A 15,813-nucleotide genomic window follows, 5' to 3' on the forward strand; every position below is an offset into this window, starting at 1 on the left:
TTTTGTTGGGGGCTAGCCAGTCATGAAAACATATGAAATGCCGAATACACTGCAGCGGCAAAAAGTCTATGTCGGAACGAAAGAATACTATGCGAAAACAGTGACAAATCAATCGTATGGAATTTCATATGAGCGCTCCAAAGGAAATGTTCCTCATCTTAACGCAAATGAAATACCGTATGAAAGCGGCCTGTTTAATGAGAATATAAAGGGTTGTTGAGGATCGTAACCATAGTGAGAGGATGTTCGGAATACGCTTGTTCCAAGGAGAGCAAAGGAAAACAGCCTTGCCAATAATACAATACCCGATCTTGCAAATCATGCTTGTGAACTATTTGAATTTCTACGTTCATCCGCTCTTACGTTTCTTTCACAAATTCCGTATTTTCTTATTGAACATCAACAATGCGGCCGCGTCCCGCACCTATGAAATAACAATTCATAAAAGTGATGGCAATCCGCTTTCGGCTTGGATGGCCGAACAGCTGTTTAAACATGAGATCCATTTCCAAATCGAGGTATTCTTTCATGACGGGGTTGATCGCTGCCAGCCGTACAAAAGCTACAGTCCACCACCGTCCGCTTTTCAAAAGTAATGATCCGCATTTACAAAAATAGAACCATCACTCCGGATGGGGACAAGCAGAGGAACAATTCTAAAATAACATAAGGAAACTTACCACAAAGCGAAAGTAAGTTATAATGAATGGTAGCAGAAAGAAATGAGATGGGTGGATTGATAAACATGAAAATCAAAACATTATTGATTGCTCCCTACCCTGGTTTAAAAGAATTAGCCTTAACCCTTGCCAAAGAACAACAATTGCTGGACATGACCGTTGTACAAGGAGATTTACGTGAGGCGATTCCTATTGCGAAACAATATGAAAAAGAAGGCTATGATCTCATTATCAGCCGCGGCGGCACCGCGCAGCTGCTGCGCCAGCATGCATCACTGCCAGTCATTGAAATAAAAGTCTCCGGCTATGACATATTGCGTATATTGACATTGGTCAAAGACTATAACGCACATCTTCGCATTATTGGATTCCCCAACATATGCCAAGGTTTTATTTCTGTCTCCAATCTTTTAGGCGTCCAAATTCCTTATACCATTATCCATGATCAAGAAGAGGTAGAGGAGGCCGTCCAACAAGCGAAGGCCGGCGGCGCCCAAGCGATCATCGGAGACACGATCACGTGCAAGACAGCGGAAGCGCACGGGCTTCAGAGCATACTGATTACTTCAGGCAGAGAGTCCGTGATCGAAGCGTTTGAACAAGCAAAACAAACTTATCAAATTATTGAAAACACCGCCAAACAAACAAAAATATATCAACAACTGCTGCAAAAAACAAAAGAACCTATTGTTGTTTATGACGAAAATGGCACGATACAATTCGCTAATTCCTCTTTTCAAAAGATATTGCGATTTATCAAAAAGGATTCGGATGAATCTTCTATTTATGCGTATTTTCCGTTTCTCCACAATGCGTGTGCGCAATTATGCAAAAAAATTGAACCGATCGAAATATTGTACACTTTCGCAACCGACGATGAACTGATGCAGTTTCGGCAAGGATACCTTAAAACGGATAATGCCGAAAACCAGTATTACCTGCGGTTTTCGGACGAAGAGAAGGAAGACCGGCAAGAATACGGCCTATCCGTTGCTGCCATTCAGCCAATCATGACTTCCTTTTCACAGATTCCCGGGAACAGCCAACTGATGCAAGCAGTTATTAAGCAAGGAAAAAAGGCTGCGGCGCATAATAAGCCAGTAGCATTATACGGAGAAAAAGGAACCGGAAAAAAAACACTGGCCGGAATCATTCATTGTGAAAGCAAGGCGCAAGATGGTTTTCTGCTGCTCATCCGGATCTTAGAAGATCATCGCGAGATTGCAGACTATCTCAAACTCATCCTCGTCCATTTGGAAATGGGGACATGTTTTATCCAAGGTGTGGAACGTTTGCGGTTGGAACACCAAAATCATCTAGCGCAGCTCATCGATCAGACAAAAGCACGCATTATTTTTTTATTTCATGATAACCCGATTGATTTGTTGCGGCAAAAAAAATTATCGGGTCAAATTTTTAAACAATTTAAACAAAACCAAATCCGATTGCCGTCCCTAAAAGAACATGCGGAAGATTTGGACGAATATCTCCGAAAATTTATTGCACAATATAACGTCAAATACGGAAAGCAAATTGTAGGTGTGCAGGAAGAAGCGCTAAAGTGGCTGTACAGCCGTACTTGGAAAAATAATTTACAAGAATTAAGCCGTGTGGTGGAACAAGCCGTTCAGTTTGCGAATCATGAGTATATAAGGAAAGAAGATTTCAACGACATTTTGAAAAACACGGATGATCACAGCTCCGTGATTGATCTCAATAAACCGCTCGCCGAAATTGAAAAAGACATTATCTGGAAAGTATTACAAGAAGAAGAGATGAATCAAACAAGAGCCGCCAAAAGATTGGGGATCAATCGGAGTACGTTATGGAGGAAACTGAAATAACGTTGCATTATGCAACATTATTTCAGTTTTTTTATTATAAATCAAAAAAATGTTGATAAATTAAACATAAATAAATAAAATATAGTTGTAAGCGATTTCTGTATGCGTTTTTTTATAAAACTGTTTCATTTTTAAACATAATTGTGAGGGAGAGATGAAAAAATGAAAATCAAGGCAACGTTGGATCGCATTCCAGGGGGAATGATGATCGTTCCACTCATCGTGGGGGGCATCATCAACACATTGTTTCCGAACGCAGCGAAAACATTCGGTTCGTTCACAGGTGCGCTGCTGACAGGAGCGTTGCCAATCCTAGCTGTTTTCTATGTGTGCATGGGGGCGACGATTGATTTTAAAGCCACTCCGTACATCCTAAAAAAAGGAGGCGTGCTGCTCCTCAGCAAAATAGGCATCGCAGCAGTGATCGGGATCATTGCCGCCCAATTCCTCGGTGAAGGCATGATTAGCGGAGGGATGTTTGCAGGGTTGTCAGTGTTAGCCATCGTAGCAGCCATGAACGACACAAACGGCGGGTTGTACATGGCGTTGATGGGCCAGTTTGGCAAGAAAGAGGATGTCGCTGCTTATTCGATCATGAGTTTGGAATCAGGTCCGTTCCTGACGATGGTAACACTCGGAGTAGCAGGACTTTCCGCTTTCCCTTGGCAAACATTGGTAGGTGCGATCTTACCCTTGGTCATCGGGATGATCCTTGGCAATTTGGATCAAGAGCTGCGCGAATTTCTCGGGCGTGCCGTTCCAGTGTTAGTTCCATTTTTTGCGTTCGCACTGGGGGCTGGTCTGAACTTGCTGAACGTGTGGAAAGCGGGAATTGCAGGAATTTTGCTGGGGATCGCAGTTGTACTCATTACGGGTACGGTGCTTTGGGTCGTTGATCGATTGACCGGAGGCAATGGCATAGCCGGACTTGCGGCCGCTTCAACAGCCGGCAATGCAGCGGGCGTCCCTGCGGCAGTTGCGGCAGCCAACTCTTCGTATGCTCCGGTAGCTCCCGCAGCCACTGCATTGGTCGCTTCCTGTGTCATCGTCACCGCCATCTTGGTGCCAATCGTCACCGCTTGGTGGGCAAAACGGATCGGGGCAGACAACAAAGCAACGGTTTGATGGACGGAGGGAGACAAGATGAACAAACTAGCCATTATTGCCGATGACTTGACAGGCGCTTCCGATTCCGGAGTGCAATTCGCCAGGAAGGGGCTTGCCACGCAGGTCTTGTTTGATCTAACCGGGCTGTCCAGCGTGAGGGATATAGAGGCAATCGTAGTCGACACCGATAGCCGATCGCTTCCCGCGCTTGACGCATACCGGCGTGTACAGAATGCAGCGAAATTATTACAGGAGATGGGATTTCGCCACCTGTACAAAAAAATCGATTCCACCCTTAGAGGAAATATCGGAGCGGAAATCGATGCCATTTACGATACAATAAAACCGACATTTATGATAATTGCACCGGGTTACCCTCAAAACGGGAGAACCATTTATAAAGGGCATCATTTTTTACACGATACATTGCTGCATGAGACAGAATTATCACGAGATCCGAAATGCCCGATAAAAGAATCATATGTTCCCAGTTTAATAGCAAAGCAGACGAAGCGCCCTATAGGGCTGATTGACTACCAAACCCTTCGTCTCGGATTTGACAAAGTCAAAGAACAGCTTGATCGTTATCGGGCAATAGGTATTCCTTACATCATCTTTGATTCCTTAAGCGAGGAAGATTTGCAGGACATCGTCCGATACGTGTGCCGGATCAATGAAAAAGTCGTATGGGTCGGATCGGCAGGTCTAGCCAATTATCTTCCCGAAGCTTATCACCTGCAAAAAACAAACAAAGCGGACATGATCGAGCCAATCGAACGGCCCATTCTGCTCGTCGTAGGCAGTGTAAGCCAAGTTTCCCGCAAACAGCTCGATCGCGCCCTTTCTTTACAAAACGTGAAAGGAATACCGGTAGATTCGATAAAACTCGCAAGCAATGACCAGTACCGTTATGAGGAGATGGAAAAGGCCTTTCACCAAGCGGAACAATGGGCTAAACAAGGTTATCATGTCGCTCTCTATTCTTCCGCTTCGCCAAATGAAATCAAACAGGTGCAGGAAATAGGCAAATCGAAAGGATTGAGCGCAATCAAAATAAGCAATTTCATCTCCCAAAGCCTAGGAGAAGCCGCCGCTAGGTTAATTCAGAAAGGATATTTTGGCGCCATGATCTTAACGGGCGGCGATACGGCAAAACATGTTTGCGATAAAATCGGGGCTAAGGGTTTTGAATTGCTGGATGAAGTGGAAACAGGAGTGCCAATAGCGAAATTAATTCATGACTCAGGAATGTACGTAGTAACAAAGGCGGGCGCCTTTGGTTCGGAAAATACATTTATTCAAGCCATTCACCAATTAAAAGGAGTAGATGCCAAATGAAACCTGTCATCGGAATCACGATGGGAGACGCTGCCGGTGTAGGGCCGGAGATTATCGTAAAAGCTTTGCAAAACCGATCCATTTATGAACAATGCAATCCTTTAGTGATAGGAGATGCAAAAATATTAGAACGGGCAGTTCAAATTACCAATTCCAAACTGGCCATTCACCCTATTTCATCGGTAAAGGAAGCAGCTTGCCAATACGGCACAATTGATTGCATTGATTTAAATTTGCTTCCTGCCGATTTGCCTTTTGGCCGGGTATCAGCAGCTGCAGGCGATGCCGCATTCCAATTTTTAAAACGCGCCATCGAATTAGCGAAAAACGGGGATATTCAAGCCATTTGCACAGCTCCTTTAAATAAAGAAGCCCTGCACAAAGGCGGACATCAATACCCGGGACATACCGAAATTTTGGCCGATTTAACGGGCACTCAAGATTATGCAATGATGTTGTCCTCTCCAAAACTTAAAGTCATTCATATCACCACCCATGTCGGGTTAATTAAAGCGATTGAAATGATTAATCCCGATCGGACCTACAAAGTTATTAAGCTGGCTCACGAAACGTTGACAAGAGCGGGAAAAGAAAACCCAAGCATCGCCGTGTGCGGCATTAATCCACACGCTGGAGAAAACGGTCTGTTTGGCAATGGAGAGGAAGAGGAAAAACTCATTCCCGGCATCCGAAAAGCACAAGAGGAAGGAATCAATGCAACAGGGCCATATCCGGCAGATACATTATTTTACCGTGCGGTGCGCGGAGATTTTGATATTGTTGTCGCTTGCTACCATGACCAAGGGCACGCCCCTATTAAAGTGCTGGGGCTGGAAGCCGGAGTAAACATCACCGTCGGCCTCAAAGGCGGTATCATCCGCACATCTGTCGACCATGGAACAGCCTTTGATATCGCAGGAAAAAATCTGGCGGACGAACGCAGCATGCTCGAAGCCATTCGCGCCGCTGTCGAACTGGCTCCGAAAGTTTAAACACCAACCTTTTTGCTTTATTTATCTGTTTTTGGCAATTAAAAAATGTATGAATGACAAAATACGAATATTCCATTCCCTGTATAAAATTTTAGGTCTATATCGCTTGACACGGAGCTTCTGCGGACATGTTTCCTAGCGAAAGGAGCGAGCGCCAATCCTTGCTTCGCAAGGCATCAAGCCTAACATGTCCGCCACTCCATGTAAAATTTCTATTCGGATCATTTATGCTAAATAAGCAGTATGCTCGGATATGGTGTTCATCTACTTGACCTTAATTTTTTGTCCGGTTAAGTCAATTCATTTTAGAACCAATTTTAAAAATAAGTTCTTCATAAATTTTTAGCGATGAGGCAAACAAGCAAGACGAACAAGAGCGCCCAGATGGCGGCTGGTAAGCTATTTCTGTTTCCATGATTTCAATGACGGAATAGCTTTCGCCCCCATAAAACCTCCGTCAGCTTTTCGGCGCGGCAGGCGCCTGTGGCTTTACCTTCAGCAAAAAGAAAATGCCAAGGAGCACCATCAGCAAAAGCGATCCCATCGCCAACCGATTGGCAATGTTTCCGTATGAATGAAAAAGGAGGGTAATGCTTCCATAAATCGCTGGACCAATGATGGCTGACACTTTTCCAGAAAAAGCGAACAGTCCGAAAAATTGCCCTTGCTTATCTGGCGGGGAAAGTTCGACTATATATGTTCTCGAAGTGACCCACATCGCTCCTAAACTGACGCCGAACAAACTCCCAGCAATCCAAAAAGATAGCTTGGAAAAAGCAAGCACCCCTATCGCCAGTGCGATGCACATCACGATGCCGACATACAAAACCGCTTTTTTGGCTCCCTTGTTTCTCGTAATATAGCCAAAAAGAAAGGAACCGATAATACTTGAAACTGTGGAGACTAAATATAAAAGGATGAACTCCCCTGCCGTAAACCCGGCAATGACTTTAGCATAAACGGACATGATGGCGATCGTCGTCGCCACCGCATCATTCAAAAAGAAATAAGCAATCATGAATGTAAAAATGTTTTGATACTTTTTCATTTCTTTCAATGTTGCATAAATATCCCGATAGCCTGCAAAAAATCCGGCCTTTCGCTTTAAGGCATCGGCTTTTTCGGCTTCTTCTTTGACAAAGAAAAACAGCGGGAAAGAAAAGAGGAGAAACAAAAGGGCGCTTGGAATAAAAGCCCGATAGTAATCCATTTCTCCAACAAACGGATACACAGCGAGCCCGACAAGCGTTCCGACATATCCGACAGCAACGCCAAAACCGGAGATAAGCGGTATTTCCTGTTTATTCCCCAAACTGGAAATCATGGAATCGTAAAAAACAAGGCTCGAATGGTAAAAAAACTTTGCTGCGACAAATAAAAGCACGATTATGACAAAAGACGCCGGCAATCCAAACATGGCATTCCCAAGATTCGAATATCCGGCAACACCCATAAGCAAAGTTGCCGTAACCGAAAGAGTCGTAAAAATCCCAAGCCATTTCTTTCTTCTCCCGGTCCGGTCAATCCATGTGCCGTATAAAGGTGAAAATATCACTAAAAAGAAAGAGGCTAACGCATTCGCATACGAAATAAATGTACTGGCGATCTGGTTCAAGCTCTCGCTTTTTCCCACCGTTTCCGAAACATAAAGCGGGAAAAAAATCGTGTTCACATTCGAGGAAAAAATCGTATTCGCAAAATCATACAACGCCCACGATAAAATCGGCAACGAAACATACAGTTTCCAGCCCGGCTGCCTCTTTGTTTCATACGCATGCGAGGCAATCTTCTCCACTGCACCCTCCCCCATTCTGTCGGTGATAAAACGGCCGCAAACCGTTTATTCCATATATAGATTACTTTTTATATTTAATGATTTTGTTTCATGAATGTAAATTTTTCGAAAGAATACCTCTTGCTTCCGAAAAACGATAGGTTTCATTTTTTGTCAGAATATAATTAATATTTTAACAAATAAATGTGCATTTGTGTATGAGCATCGTTTTCCGGAGTCAGTCAAGACTTTGTTGGAGCTTTTTTGGTTCGCTGAAAACAGGTGTAAGTCATAGGTTAGCGAACCATTTTTTGAATTTCCTGCGTAAGTGCTTTTGGACTCTCATCCCTTGTCATGACAGACGGATATGTATACTTTTTTTACCATCCCTTGAGTTCAGACAGGGCATCGAGTGGTGACAGGCACCTGACCCAAGCAAAAAAATAAAAATGGTTCTGTTCGTCAATATCTACAAATATGTCGTACATTTCGTGTAGACAATAAAGTTCGGCAACAAACGCTTTGTAATCTAGGGAGGTTAGAACATTTATTAGAGAATGGCTCTGTCGATAACATAATCGAGGGATTAGCCAAATTTTCAGAGCGTTACTTTGACCGAATTCACGGGCAAGGCTCTTCCTCTTCTGTCTCCGTGCTTTGGACAAAAGAGTTTGGGCCGGTTTATCTGTTCCGAAAGATATGGGAAAAGTTAGGGCTTGGTCGGCTATTACGTAAAATCATGCCGTAAAAACAACTTATTAGACACCCCCGTGTTGTGGGTAAAGTCCAAAACACCAGTATTTTCGGGCTTTTCTTTAGTGTACTCTGTCAAACTTTTAGATATAGTAATAAAGCTTGTAGACTGTCTAAGCAGAGACTTTGTCAACAAGCGAAAGTACTAGCTGATGTTTTGTATTTTCAAGAACTGACTAAGATAATGATCCTAAATTCAAGGTCTTCCTCCTGTAATCCATTCAATTAAATATCCTATAAACATTAAAATACAAAATATTATAAACATGATAAGTTTATAAATCATTTAATTCCCCACTCTATTATTTTTTACAAGGTGCTATACTAAAATAAGCTGCTACTGCTAAGGCAGCTCTTTTTTCGTCAGATTTCATAAATAGAAGAGCGGCAGTTATCCCAGCTACTAAAGCTTTATCACAGCCACAATCGAAATATCCTTTTACTTTATAACAAAGATCATGTGTCATACATAAAGAATCTAATTTATTTTTTGGTACACCGCCACCATGTCCAGGTCCGTACCATTTTCCCCAAACTGGCATACTTCTTAATATTTGAGATACAGATTGTGACTCTTTTTTATTTTCAATTTGATTAATTAAATATATACGTTTTACCTACGGCCGAGTAGAAACAAAATCCATTCCCGAGGGAATTCGGCGATTTGCCCAATCGCTAGAGTCCATGATACCAACATGCTGAATGACCAGCATGGTTTCTATTGAATAATACCCGTAGCTCAAAAATTAGGGGATATAAAATAGCTCTTGCATGGAAAAGTCCTTTAAAAGGAAAGTGCGATCTTCAGTTTCATGCAAGAGCACTTTCATTTTTTTCGCCTACCGAGTGCTACATTTATTTTTCGATGGCGCAGCAAAGCCTTATTAGGCGGCAGGTTTTCTAACGTTTCCACTACTTCTTCGGATGAATAAGCCTAAACCACTGTCAAACGGCTTCGACAAATGACAGGCAATCTATTTCAACCACTTTCGCACTTCCTCTTCCGCAAGTCCAGTGAGATCGGCAATATCTTTCGCTGCCATTCCTTTCGCCGACATATGTCGGATCATGTTCTTCCGTTCTTCCTCCCGACCTTGCTTTAGCCCTTGTTTCAACCCTTCCTCCATCCCCGCACGCCGCTCGCCAAGAAGATTGGACAATTGATCCCGCAGCCATTTCAGCCGCATTTCATACGCGTAGCGATTTTCGGAACTGACGCTTAGCTTCTCCCACTCTTCCAATGCTTTGCGAATTTCTTGCTCGTTCATCGCCAACACCTCCAGTTCCTTGAGAATCGTCTCATCAATCTCTTGTTTCCGGGCATCCACCGCTGACAGCATCATCAACCAGGGCCACTCCGAAGATCGCTTCACATCACGTCTATATTTCTTCCATTTTACCATAAATTGTGATAAATCAATGGCGTGAAATTCAAGATGCGCGCTCCAAAGAAATTGTTCTTTATCTTCGCGGATATGAAAGATGGTGTGAAACCGATCGGTTTCATGCGGAAAGAGCGGGTAGTTGAGAATTGCAATCATAATGGTGGGAGGAAGTTCGCTGTACCCTTGGCCTTTGAAGAGCGACTGGGAAAAGAGCCTCGCCCAGTAATACAAAATCCGCTCCGGCATATCGTGCTGGTCAATGATTTGAATTTCCACGTTAATCCGCTCGCCTCGGTCGGTCCACACGAGCACGTCAAGCCGATTCATTTTCCCTTCTTCGAACTCTTTTGCCAGCTCTGTGTTATCAAACTGCACATCGATGATACGATCATGGCCTGTCCGATGCAAAACCGCATTCAAAAAAGCGATTGTAAGCTGCTTTCGGCTCGGATGGCCGAACAATTGTTTAAACATAAAATCCAATTTTAAATCGAGGTATTCCTTCATAATGGGAATCATCCTTTCGAGGAGAATTTTTGGGGAGAGTAGAGGTTTATCTAAAGAAAAGCCGAAGTTATTTGCATATTTTCCAGATAAAAGAAAACGCATCACCTTCCAAAACGCACTTCTTGACAAATCTCAACCAGCAGACGTTCTAATGAAAACTTTGCCACCATATACATTCAGAACGTATGTTCTGATAATGTTATTGTAATACACTTTATCTTATCTTTCAATCATCAATGATTCGACAAATTTTGCACAGAGCCAAAAACTATACCAAAAGGTAAGCCCTTTTACACAGCAAGTTCCTCCTTCCTTAGAAATAGATCCTAGTTGTCTTCCAAAAAACAAGAACATGAGTAATCCTTCCTCATTTTTCTTAGGTTACCATTTTAATTAGCAAAGTGCCGGTGTGTTTAATCCTGCCATGGTGACCGTCGGGAAAGGGGATAACCGTCAGTATACCGAAGCATATCTGCGTTTTCAAGCCCACTACGGGTGAAGTACAGCCGTGCAAAAGGTTGTTCACTATCCGAACCAAGTTTGTTCCACATACGCACAAACATATTTCATTCGACCTAAATCTTTTCCACATCAGACCTTCCACATCAAGCCTAATATCCAGCACTCCGCACCAAATCCCCGCCACATTCCATACTTTTCGTATTCCAACGCTTGACATGTTCGCAGCGGTGATTATAATTAATTAAAAAATTGTTAATAATTTTCTTACAATAACTATGAAGAGGAAAAGTAAGGTTCAGTTATTTTTCACAGAGAGCTTCGGTAGCTGAGAAGAAGCAAAAATACGAACCCGAACAATGGCCTCTGAGTTGCGTGCTGAAAGTATTATTTTCGTGTTTTATCCCAACAAAGCACGAAGGTACGAGTAGGTTCCGCCGAGTTTGGTACTCGTTACAAATACCACAGTATGAAGGGATTAAGCCCGTAGTACTGGCAGAGGCTGTTTTGTGCGAGCAAACAGTGAAGTAAGGTGGTACCACGTGAGCAAAACCACGTCCTTATCTATATAGATAAAGACGTGGTTTTTTTTATAAAACAACAATGTATGGGGGAAAATTTATGAATCGTTTTTTAGTTATTCAAACTGATTTTGGATTAAGCGATGGAGCTGTCAGTGCAATGTATGGAGTCGCTTTGAATGTTAATCCCAGCCTGAGGATTTTTGATTTGACCCACGATATTCCCCAATATAATATTTGGGAAGCGTCTTATAGGCTGTACCAAACGATATCGTATTGGCCAAAGGAGACGGTATTTATTTCTGTTGTTGATCCGGGTGTCGGTTCAGAACGGAGAAGCATTGTTGTGAAGACAAAATCAAACCAATATATTGTGACACCCGACAATGGAACGATCACACATATAAAGAAGTATATTGGGATCGAAGAAGCAAGGCTGATCGATGAAAAGGTAAACCGGCTGCCAAATTCCGGGCATTCTTATACCTTCCATGGACGTGATATTTACGCTTATACTGGCGCACGGCTTGCATCCGAAGTGATTCCGTTTGAACAGGTGGGGCCGGAAATTCCAATCGATTCGCTAATTGAACTGCCGGTTTTAGAAGCCTATATTCAAAATGGTGCGATTAAAGGGAATATTGATATACTTGATGTCCGCTTTGGAAACTTATGGACCAATATTGATCGCAGCTTGTTTCAGAAGTTAGACGTAGATTACGGAGATTCTTTTGAAGTAACGATTGAAAATGAAACAAGACAAGTATATAAAAATATTATGACGTTTGGCAGATCATTTGCGGATAGTCATTTGGGCGAGCCTTTGCTTTACGTCAATTCGCTCGACAAAATCGGTGTGGCAATCAATCAAGGATCATTTGCGAAGGCCTACCATATTGAAGCAGGTGCCAAATGGAAAATCACTATCTGCAAAGTACCGAATTTCGTATATAATGGAAATTCAATATAATCATAAAAATAAAAAAAGGAGAGGAAGTTCATGAAAGAAAACAATCTATCGATCAAAACAATCGTAGCAATCGGAATTGGAGCAGCTGTCTTTGTTATTCTGGGAAGATTTGCGTCCATTCCAACAGGGATACCAAATTCCAATATTGAAACAACTTATGCATTTTTAGCACTTATGTCAATTATTTTTGGGCCTGTCGCAGGCGGTTTCATCGGACTTATCGGTCATGCGTTAAAAGACTTAATATTTTATGGATCTATTTGGTGGAGTTGGGTTGTTGTCAGCTTGCTTGTCGGATTTTTAATTGGTCTGGCTTCCAAAAGCATCGATATCGAATCTGGTGAATTCGGCACTAAAAAAATTATTACATTTAATATTGTTCAGGTGATTGTTCAAGCAATCGGCTGGTTCCTTGTCGCACCTTCTCTTGATATACTGGTTTATGCTGAGCCAGCAAATAAAGTCTTCCTGCAAGGATTAGTTGTTGGAATTTCCAATATGGTAACAGTTGCCGTCATTGGAACACTTCTTCTTTTACTCTATGCAAAAACACGCAGTCAAAAAGGAAGTCTTGATAAAGAATAAAAGCACATTGTGAGTTTTGACAACATATTTACTTACAGGAGCTTTTACGAATGAGAAAACGAGTGATTGAATTTCATAATTTTAGCTTTAAGTATCATAGCCAAAAAAATCCAACATTAAAAAATATTCATTTCAACATTTACGAAGGGGAAAAAGTTTTAATCGTTGGTCCTTCAGGATCTGGGAAGAGCACCATTGGCCACTGCATCAATGGTCTAATCCCCTTCTCTTATAAAGGAGAAATGACCGGAAGTTTAAAAGTAATGGGTCAGGAAACAAAGGAGTTAAATATTTTTGCTTTATCAAAAATGGTTGGTACTGTTTTACAAGATCCTGATGGCCAGTTTATAGGATTAACTGTTGGTGAAGACATAGCTTTTGCACTGGAGAATGATTGCACTCCGCAAAAGGAAATGTTCGAGATCGTAAAAGATGCTTCCAAAATGGTCGAAATGGATGATTATTTGCCTGCCTCTGTCCATCATTTGTCAGGCGGGCAAAAGCAGAGGGTTTCCCTCGCTGGTGTAATGGTTGACAAAGTGGATATCCTGTTGTTTGATGAACCGCTCGCAAACCTTGACCCCGCTACTGGAAAGTATGCAATGGCTTTAATCGACAAAATCCAAAAAGAAACGAATACAACCGTTGTCATTATTGAACACCGTTTAGAAGATGTTTTATATCGCCATGTCGATCGCATTATTGTGGTCAATGACGGCTCAATAGTAGCTGATATGAGCCCTGACCAGCTTTTAACAACTAACATTTTAGAAGAGACGAATATACGGGAGCCGTTATATATTAAAGCGGTCAAATATGCCGGTTGCGAACTAACTGAAGATATGCATCCTGCTGATTTCAATCAGTTTAAAGCGGATTTATGCCGAAAAAACTTGTTGGAATGGTTTGAAGATGCAAATCCAAAAACGCCAAGTAAAGAAGGAAAAACAATTTTAGAGCTGAAAAATATTTCGTTTAGCTATTCACCAGGTCACGAAACGATAAAGGATGTTTCTTTTTCAATTAACAAAGGGGAAATGGTGAGCATTGTTGGAAAAAATGGAGCAGGGAAATCTACAATTACAAAATTAATTTGTGGATTTGAAAAGCCTTCCTCAGGGAGCATATTGTTTAACGGCAAGGATATAACAAACGAAACGATTAAAGAACGCTCGTTAAAAATCGGCATGGTCATGCAAAATCCAAATCATATGATTTCAAAGCATATGATTTTTGACGAAGTAGCCTTAGGCTTAAAGGTTCGCGGCGTAGCGGAAGCTGAAATAAAAGAACGCGTCGACAATACATTAAAAATTTGCGGGCTGTACCCATTTCGGAATTGGCCGATTTCAGCATTAAGCTTCGGTCAAAAAAAGCGGGTTACGATTGCTTCCATTTTAGTGTTAGAACCAGAAATCATTATTTTGGACGAGCCAACTGCCGGACAAGATTTTCGCCATTATACTGATATTATGGAGTTTCTTGCTCAATTAAATCGGCAAGGCGTCACGATTATGATGATTACTCATGATATGCATTTAATGCTGGAGTATACAGAAAGAGCGATTGTATTTGCAGAAGGCAGGAAAATTGCCGATGACTCAGCTGTCAATGTCCTTTCTGATATTGACATCATCAAACAGGCAAATTTAAAGGAAACGTCTCTTTATAACCTGGCATTAAAAACAGGAATACCAGAACCGAGGAAGTTTGTGGAACGTTTCATAGAATATGATCGGGAGGTAAGGCAGGTTGGCAGCCGAGATGCTATCTTATATTGACCGAAAATCTCCTGTTCATCAGTTGACAGGTGTAACAAAGCTAATATGCTTTATCTTATGGTCGACTGCAGCTATGCTGACATACGACACTCGTATTCTACTATTTTTATTTTTAATTAGTATTCTCATTTTTATTATTTCAAAAATTAAACTTGAAGAGATATTGTTTGTTCTTGTATTTATTTTAGTATTTCTTTTCATAAACAATGTTGCCATTTATGTCTTTTCACCGCAAGAAGGAGTAAAAATTTACGGCTCCAGCCATGTGTTATTTGAAATATCAGGAAGGTATAACGTCACATTGGAACAACTTTTTTACCAATTGAATATTACGTTAAAATATTTCACAGTGATCCCAGCGGCTTTGCTTTTTATTGTGACGACTCATCCGAGCGAATTCGCGGCTTCCCTCAATCGCATCGGTGTGAGTTATCGAATTTCGTATGCTGTTTCTTTGGCATTAAGATATATACCGGACGTACAGCGGGATTTTCGGAATATAGCACGCGCCCAACAAGCTAGAGGCCTTGACATGTCCCGCAAAGAAAAACTTCCTAAACGGATCAAAAATGCCGCCTCCATCCTTGCACCGCTTATTTTATCAAGCCTAAACAAAATTGACACCATCAGCAACGCAATGGAACTGCGCGGCTTTGGCAAAAACAAAAAACGCACATGGTATAGTGCAAGACCTTTCCAAAAAAGTGACTACTTTGCAATCGCTCTGTTTAGTATTCTGTTCATTGTCACCTTAATCATCACATTCCATGATGGAAGCCGGTTTTATAATCCGTTTTAAAAATACTCCTACTGATCGCATCCAGTAACGCTGTTTGTTGCTGGATGCGTTTTTTTGTGAAAACATTTAAATTAGCCCTATTTTAGGGGTGGGCAGGTTGCTTCCTTGGGCCTCTAAGCTGGCAAGCCTTTTTTTATGCAATCAAGTTCTGCATTTTTTTGTTGCAGAACTCTGTATTTTTATTTTGCAATAAACACTCATGCGCATCACCTAAACAGAACTGCCCACATTTGTTACGCCAATCACTCCTAGTTCATCTTCCCATATTCGTGATATGGACATCAATCCCTTTATTCCTACACGTTTCTTCTTAATCCT

General features: G+C 41.8%; 13 protein-coding genes, 1 pseudogene and 1 other annotated feature. Of the genes and pseudogenes, 10 read left to right on the plus strand and 4 right to left on the minus strand.

What is annotated here, in order from left to right:
• The first annotated feature begins 22 nt into the window (after nucleotides 1-22).
• A complete protein-coding gene (locus tag NST97_RS11590; RefSeq protein WP_339197890.1) occupies nucleotides 23-220 on the plus strand; it encodes a hypothetical protein in 198 nt (65 codons plus the stop codon).
• A gap of 169 nt (nucleotides 221-389) precedes the next feature.
• Here the strand turns inward: NST97_RS11590 and NST97_RS11595 are convergent, their stop codons facing one another.
• Entirely contained in the window at nucleotides 390-590 is a 201-nt protein-coding gene (locus NST97_RS11595; RefSeq protein WP_339197893.1) for a hypothetical protein, read from the minus strand.
• 155 nt (nucleotides 591-745) lie between these two features.
• Here NST97_RS11595 and NST97_RS11600 point away from each other — a divergent pair, with 155 nt between their 5' ends.
• The 4 genes from NST97_RS11600 to pdxA all read left to right on the plus strand — a co-directional run bounded on the left by NST97_RS11600 (nucleotide 746) and on the right by pdxA (nucleotide 5,961).
• Nucleotides 746-2,524 (plus strand): sigma-54-dependent Fis family transcriptional regulator, encoded by a 1,779-nt coding sequence (locus tag NST97_RS11600; protein WP_341343260.1) that lies wholly within the window; start codon nucleotides 746-748, stop codon nucleotides 2,522-2,524.
• A gap of 162 nt (nucleotides 2,525-2,686) precedes the next feature.
• Complete coding sequence (locus tag NST97_RS11605) at nucleotides 2,687-3,649, plus strand: 2-keto-3-deoxygluconate permease (RefSeq protein ID WP_341343261.1); 963 nt, start codon at nucleotides 2,687-2,689, stop codon at nucleotides 3,647-3,649.
• Nucleotides 3,650-3,667: 18 nt separating this feature from the next.
• Nucleotides 3,668-4,969: a four-carbon acid sugar kinase family protein gene (locus NST97_RS11610; protein WP_339197905.1), complete on the plus strand. Its 1,302-nt coding sequence runs from the start codon at nucleotides 3,668-3,670 to the stop codon at nucleotides 4,967-4,969.
• Nucleotides 4,966-5,961 (plus strand): 4-hydroxythreonine-4-phosphate dehydrogenase PdxA, encoded by a 996-nt coding sequence (gene pdxA, locus NST97_RS11615; protein ID WP_341343262.1) that lies wholly within the window; start codon nucleotides 4,966-4,968, stop codon nucleotides 5,959-5,961. The genes NST97_RS11610 and pdxA overlap by 4 nt, the downstream gene beginning before the upstream one ends.
• Before the next feature lie 457 nt (nucleotides 5,962-6,418).
• On the opposite strand, the gene NST97_RS11620 is transcribed toward pdxA, so the two are convergent.
• Nucleotides 6,419-7,756: an MFS transporter gene (locus NST97_RS11620; RefSeq protein ID WP_117017421.1), complete on the minus strand. Its 1,338-nt coding sequence runs from the start codon at nucleotides 7,754-7,756 to the stop codon at nucleotides 6,419-6,421.
• A 454-nt stretch (nucleotides 7,757-8,210) separates the two neighbouring features.
• Between NST97_RS11620 and NST97_RS19300 the strand changes: the two are divergent.
• Nucleotides 8,211-8,477 (plus strand): annotated as a pseudogene (locus tag NST97_RS19300) (IS1634 family transposase); the annotation flags it as partial.
• A gap of 313 nt (nucleotides 8,478-8,790) precedes the next feature.
• On the opposite strand, the gene NST97_RS11625 reads toward NST97_RS19300, so the two are convergent.
• Nucleotides 8,791-9,030 carry a hypothetical protein gene (locus tag NST97_RS11625; RefSeq protein WP_339193526.1) on the minus strand — a complete coding sequence of 80 codons (240 nt, stop codon included), beginning with the start codon at nucleotides 9,028-9,030 and terminating at the stop codon, nucleotides 8,791-8,793.
• Nucleotides 9,031-9,462: 432 nt separating this feature from the next.
• On the minus strand, nucleotides 9,463-10,383 hold the full coding sequence (locus tag NST97_RS11630; protein ID WP_341343554.1) for an Rpn family recombination-promoting nuclease/putative transposase: 921 nt from the start codon (nucleotides 10,381-10,383) through the stop codon (nucleotides 9,463-9,465).
• Between the two features lie 725 nt (nucleotides 10,384-11,108).
• Nucleotides 11,109-11,404: a binding site (T-box leader), on the plus strand.
• A 56-nt stretch (nucleotides 11,405-11,460) separates the two neighbouring features.
• On the opposite strand from NST97_RS11630, the gene NST97_RS11635 reads away from it, so the two are divergent.
• Genes NST97_RS11635 through NST97_RS11650 form a run of 4 tightly spaced genes read left to right on the plus strand, consistent with a single transcriptional unit; the run spans nucleotide 11,461 to nucleotide 15,495 of the window.
• The gene (locus NST97_RS11635) at nucleotides 11,461-12,330 is read left to right on the plus strand and encodes an SAM hydrolase/SAM-dependent halogenase family protein (protein WP_341343263.1); all 870 of its coding nucleotides are present in this window, start codon (nucleotides 11,461-11,463) and stop codon (nucleotides 12,328-12,330) included.
• A gap of 30 nt (nucleotides 12,331-12,360) precedes the next feature.
• The gene (locus NST97_RS11640) at nucleotides 12,361-12,915 is read left to right on the plus strand and encodes an ECF-type riboflavin transporter substrate-binding protein (protein WP_327873717.1); all 555 of its coding nucleotides are present in this window, start codon (nucleotides 12,361-12,363) and stop codon (nucleotides 12,913-12,915) included.
• 50 nt (nucleotides 12,916-12,965) lie between these two features.
• Nucleotides 12,966-14,696, plus strand: coding sequence for an ABC transporter ATP-binding protein (locus NST97_RS11645; protein WP_341343264.1), 1,731 nt, complete (start codon nucleotides 12,966-12,968; stop codon nucleotides 14,694-14,696).
• Nucleotides 14,668-15,495 carry an energy-coupling factor transporter transmembrane component T family protein gene (locus NST97_RS11650; RefSeq protein WP_066249377.1) on the plus strand — a complete coding sequence of 276 codons (828 nt, stop codon included), beginning with the start codon at nucleotides 14,668-14,670 and terminating at the stop codon, nucleotides 15,493-15,495. The genes NST97_RS11645 and NST97_RS11650 overlap by 29 nt, the downstream gene beginning before the upstream one ends.
• Nucleotides 15,496-15,813: the final 318 nt, after the last annotated feature.

The organism is Aeribacillus sp. FSL K6-1305, from assembly GCF_038050115.1.
Taxonomy (GTDB): domain Bacteria; phylum Bacillota; class Bacilli; order Bacillales; family Aeribacillaceae; genus Aeribacillus; species Aeribacillus composti.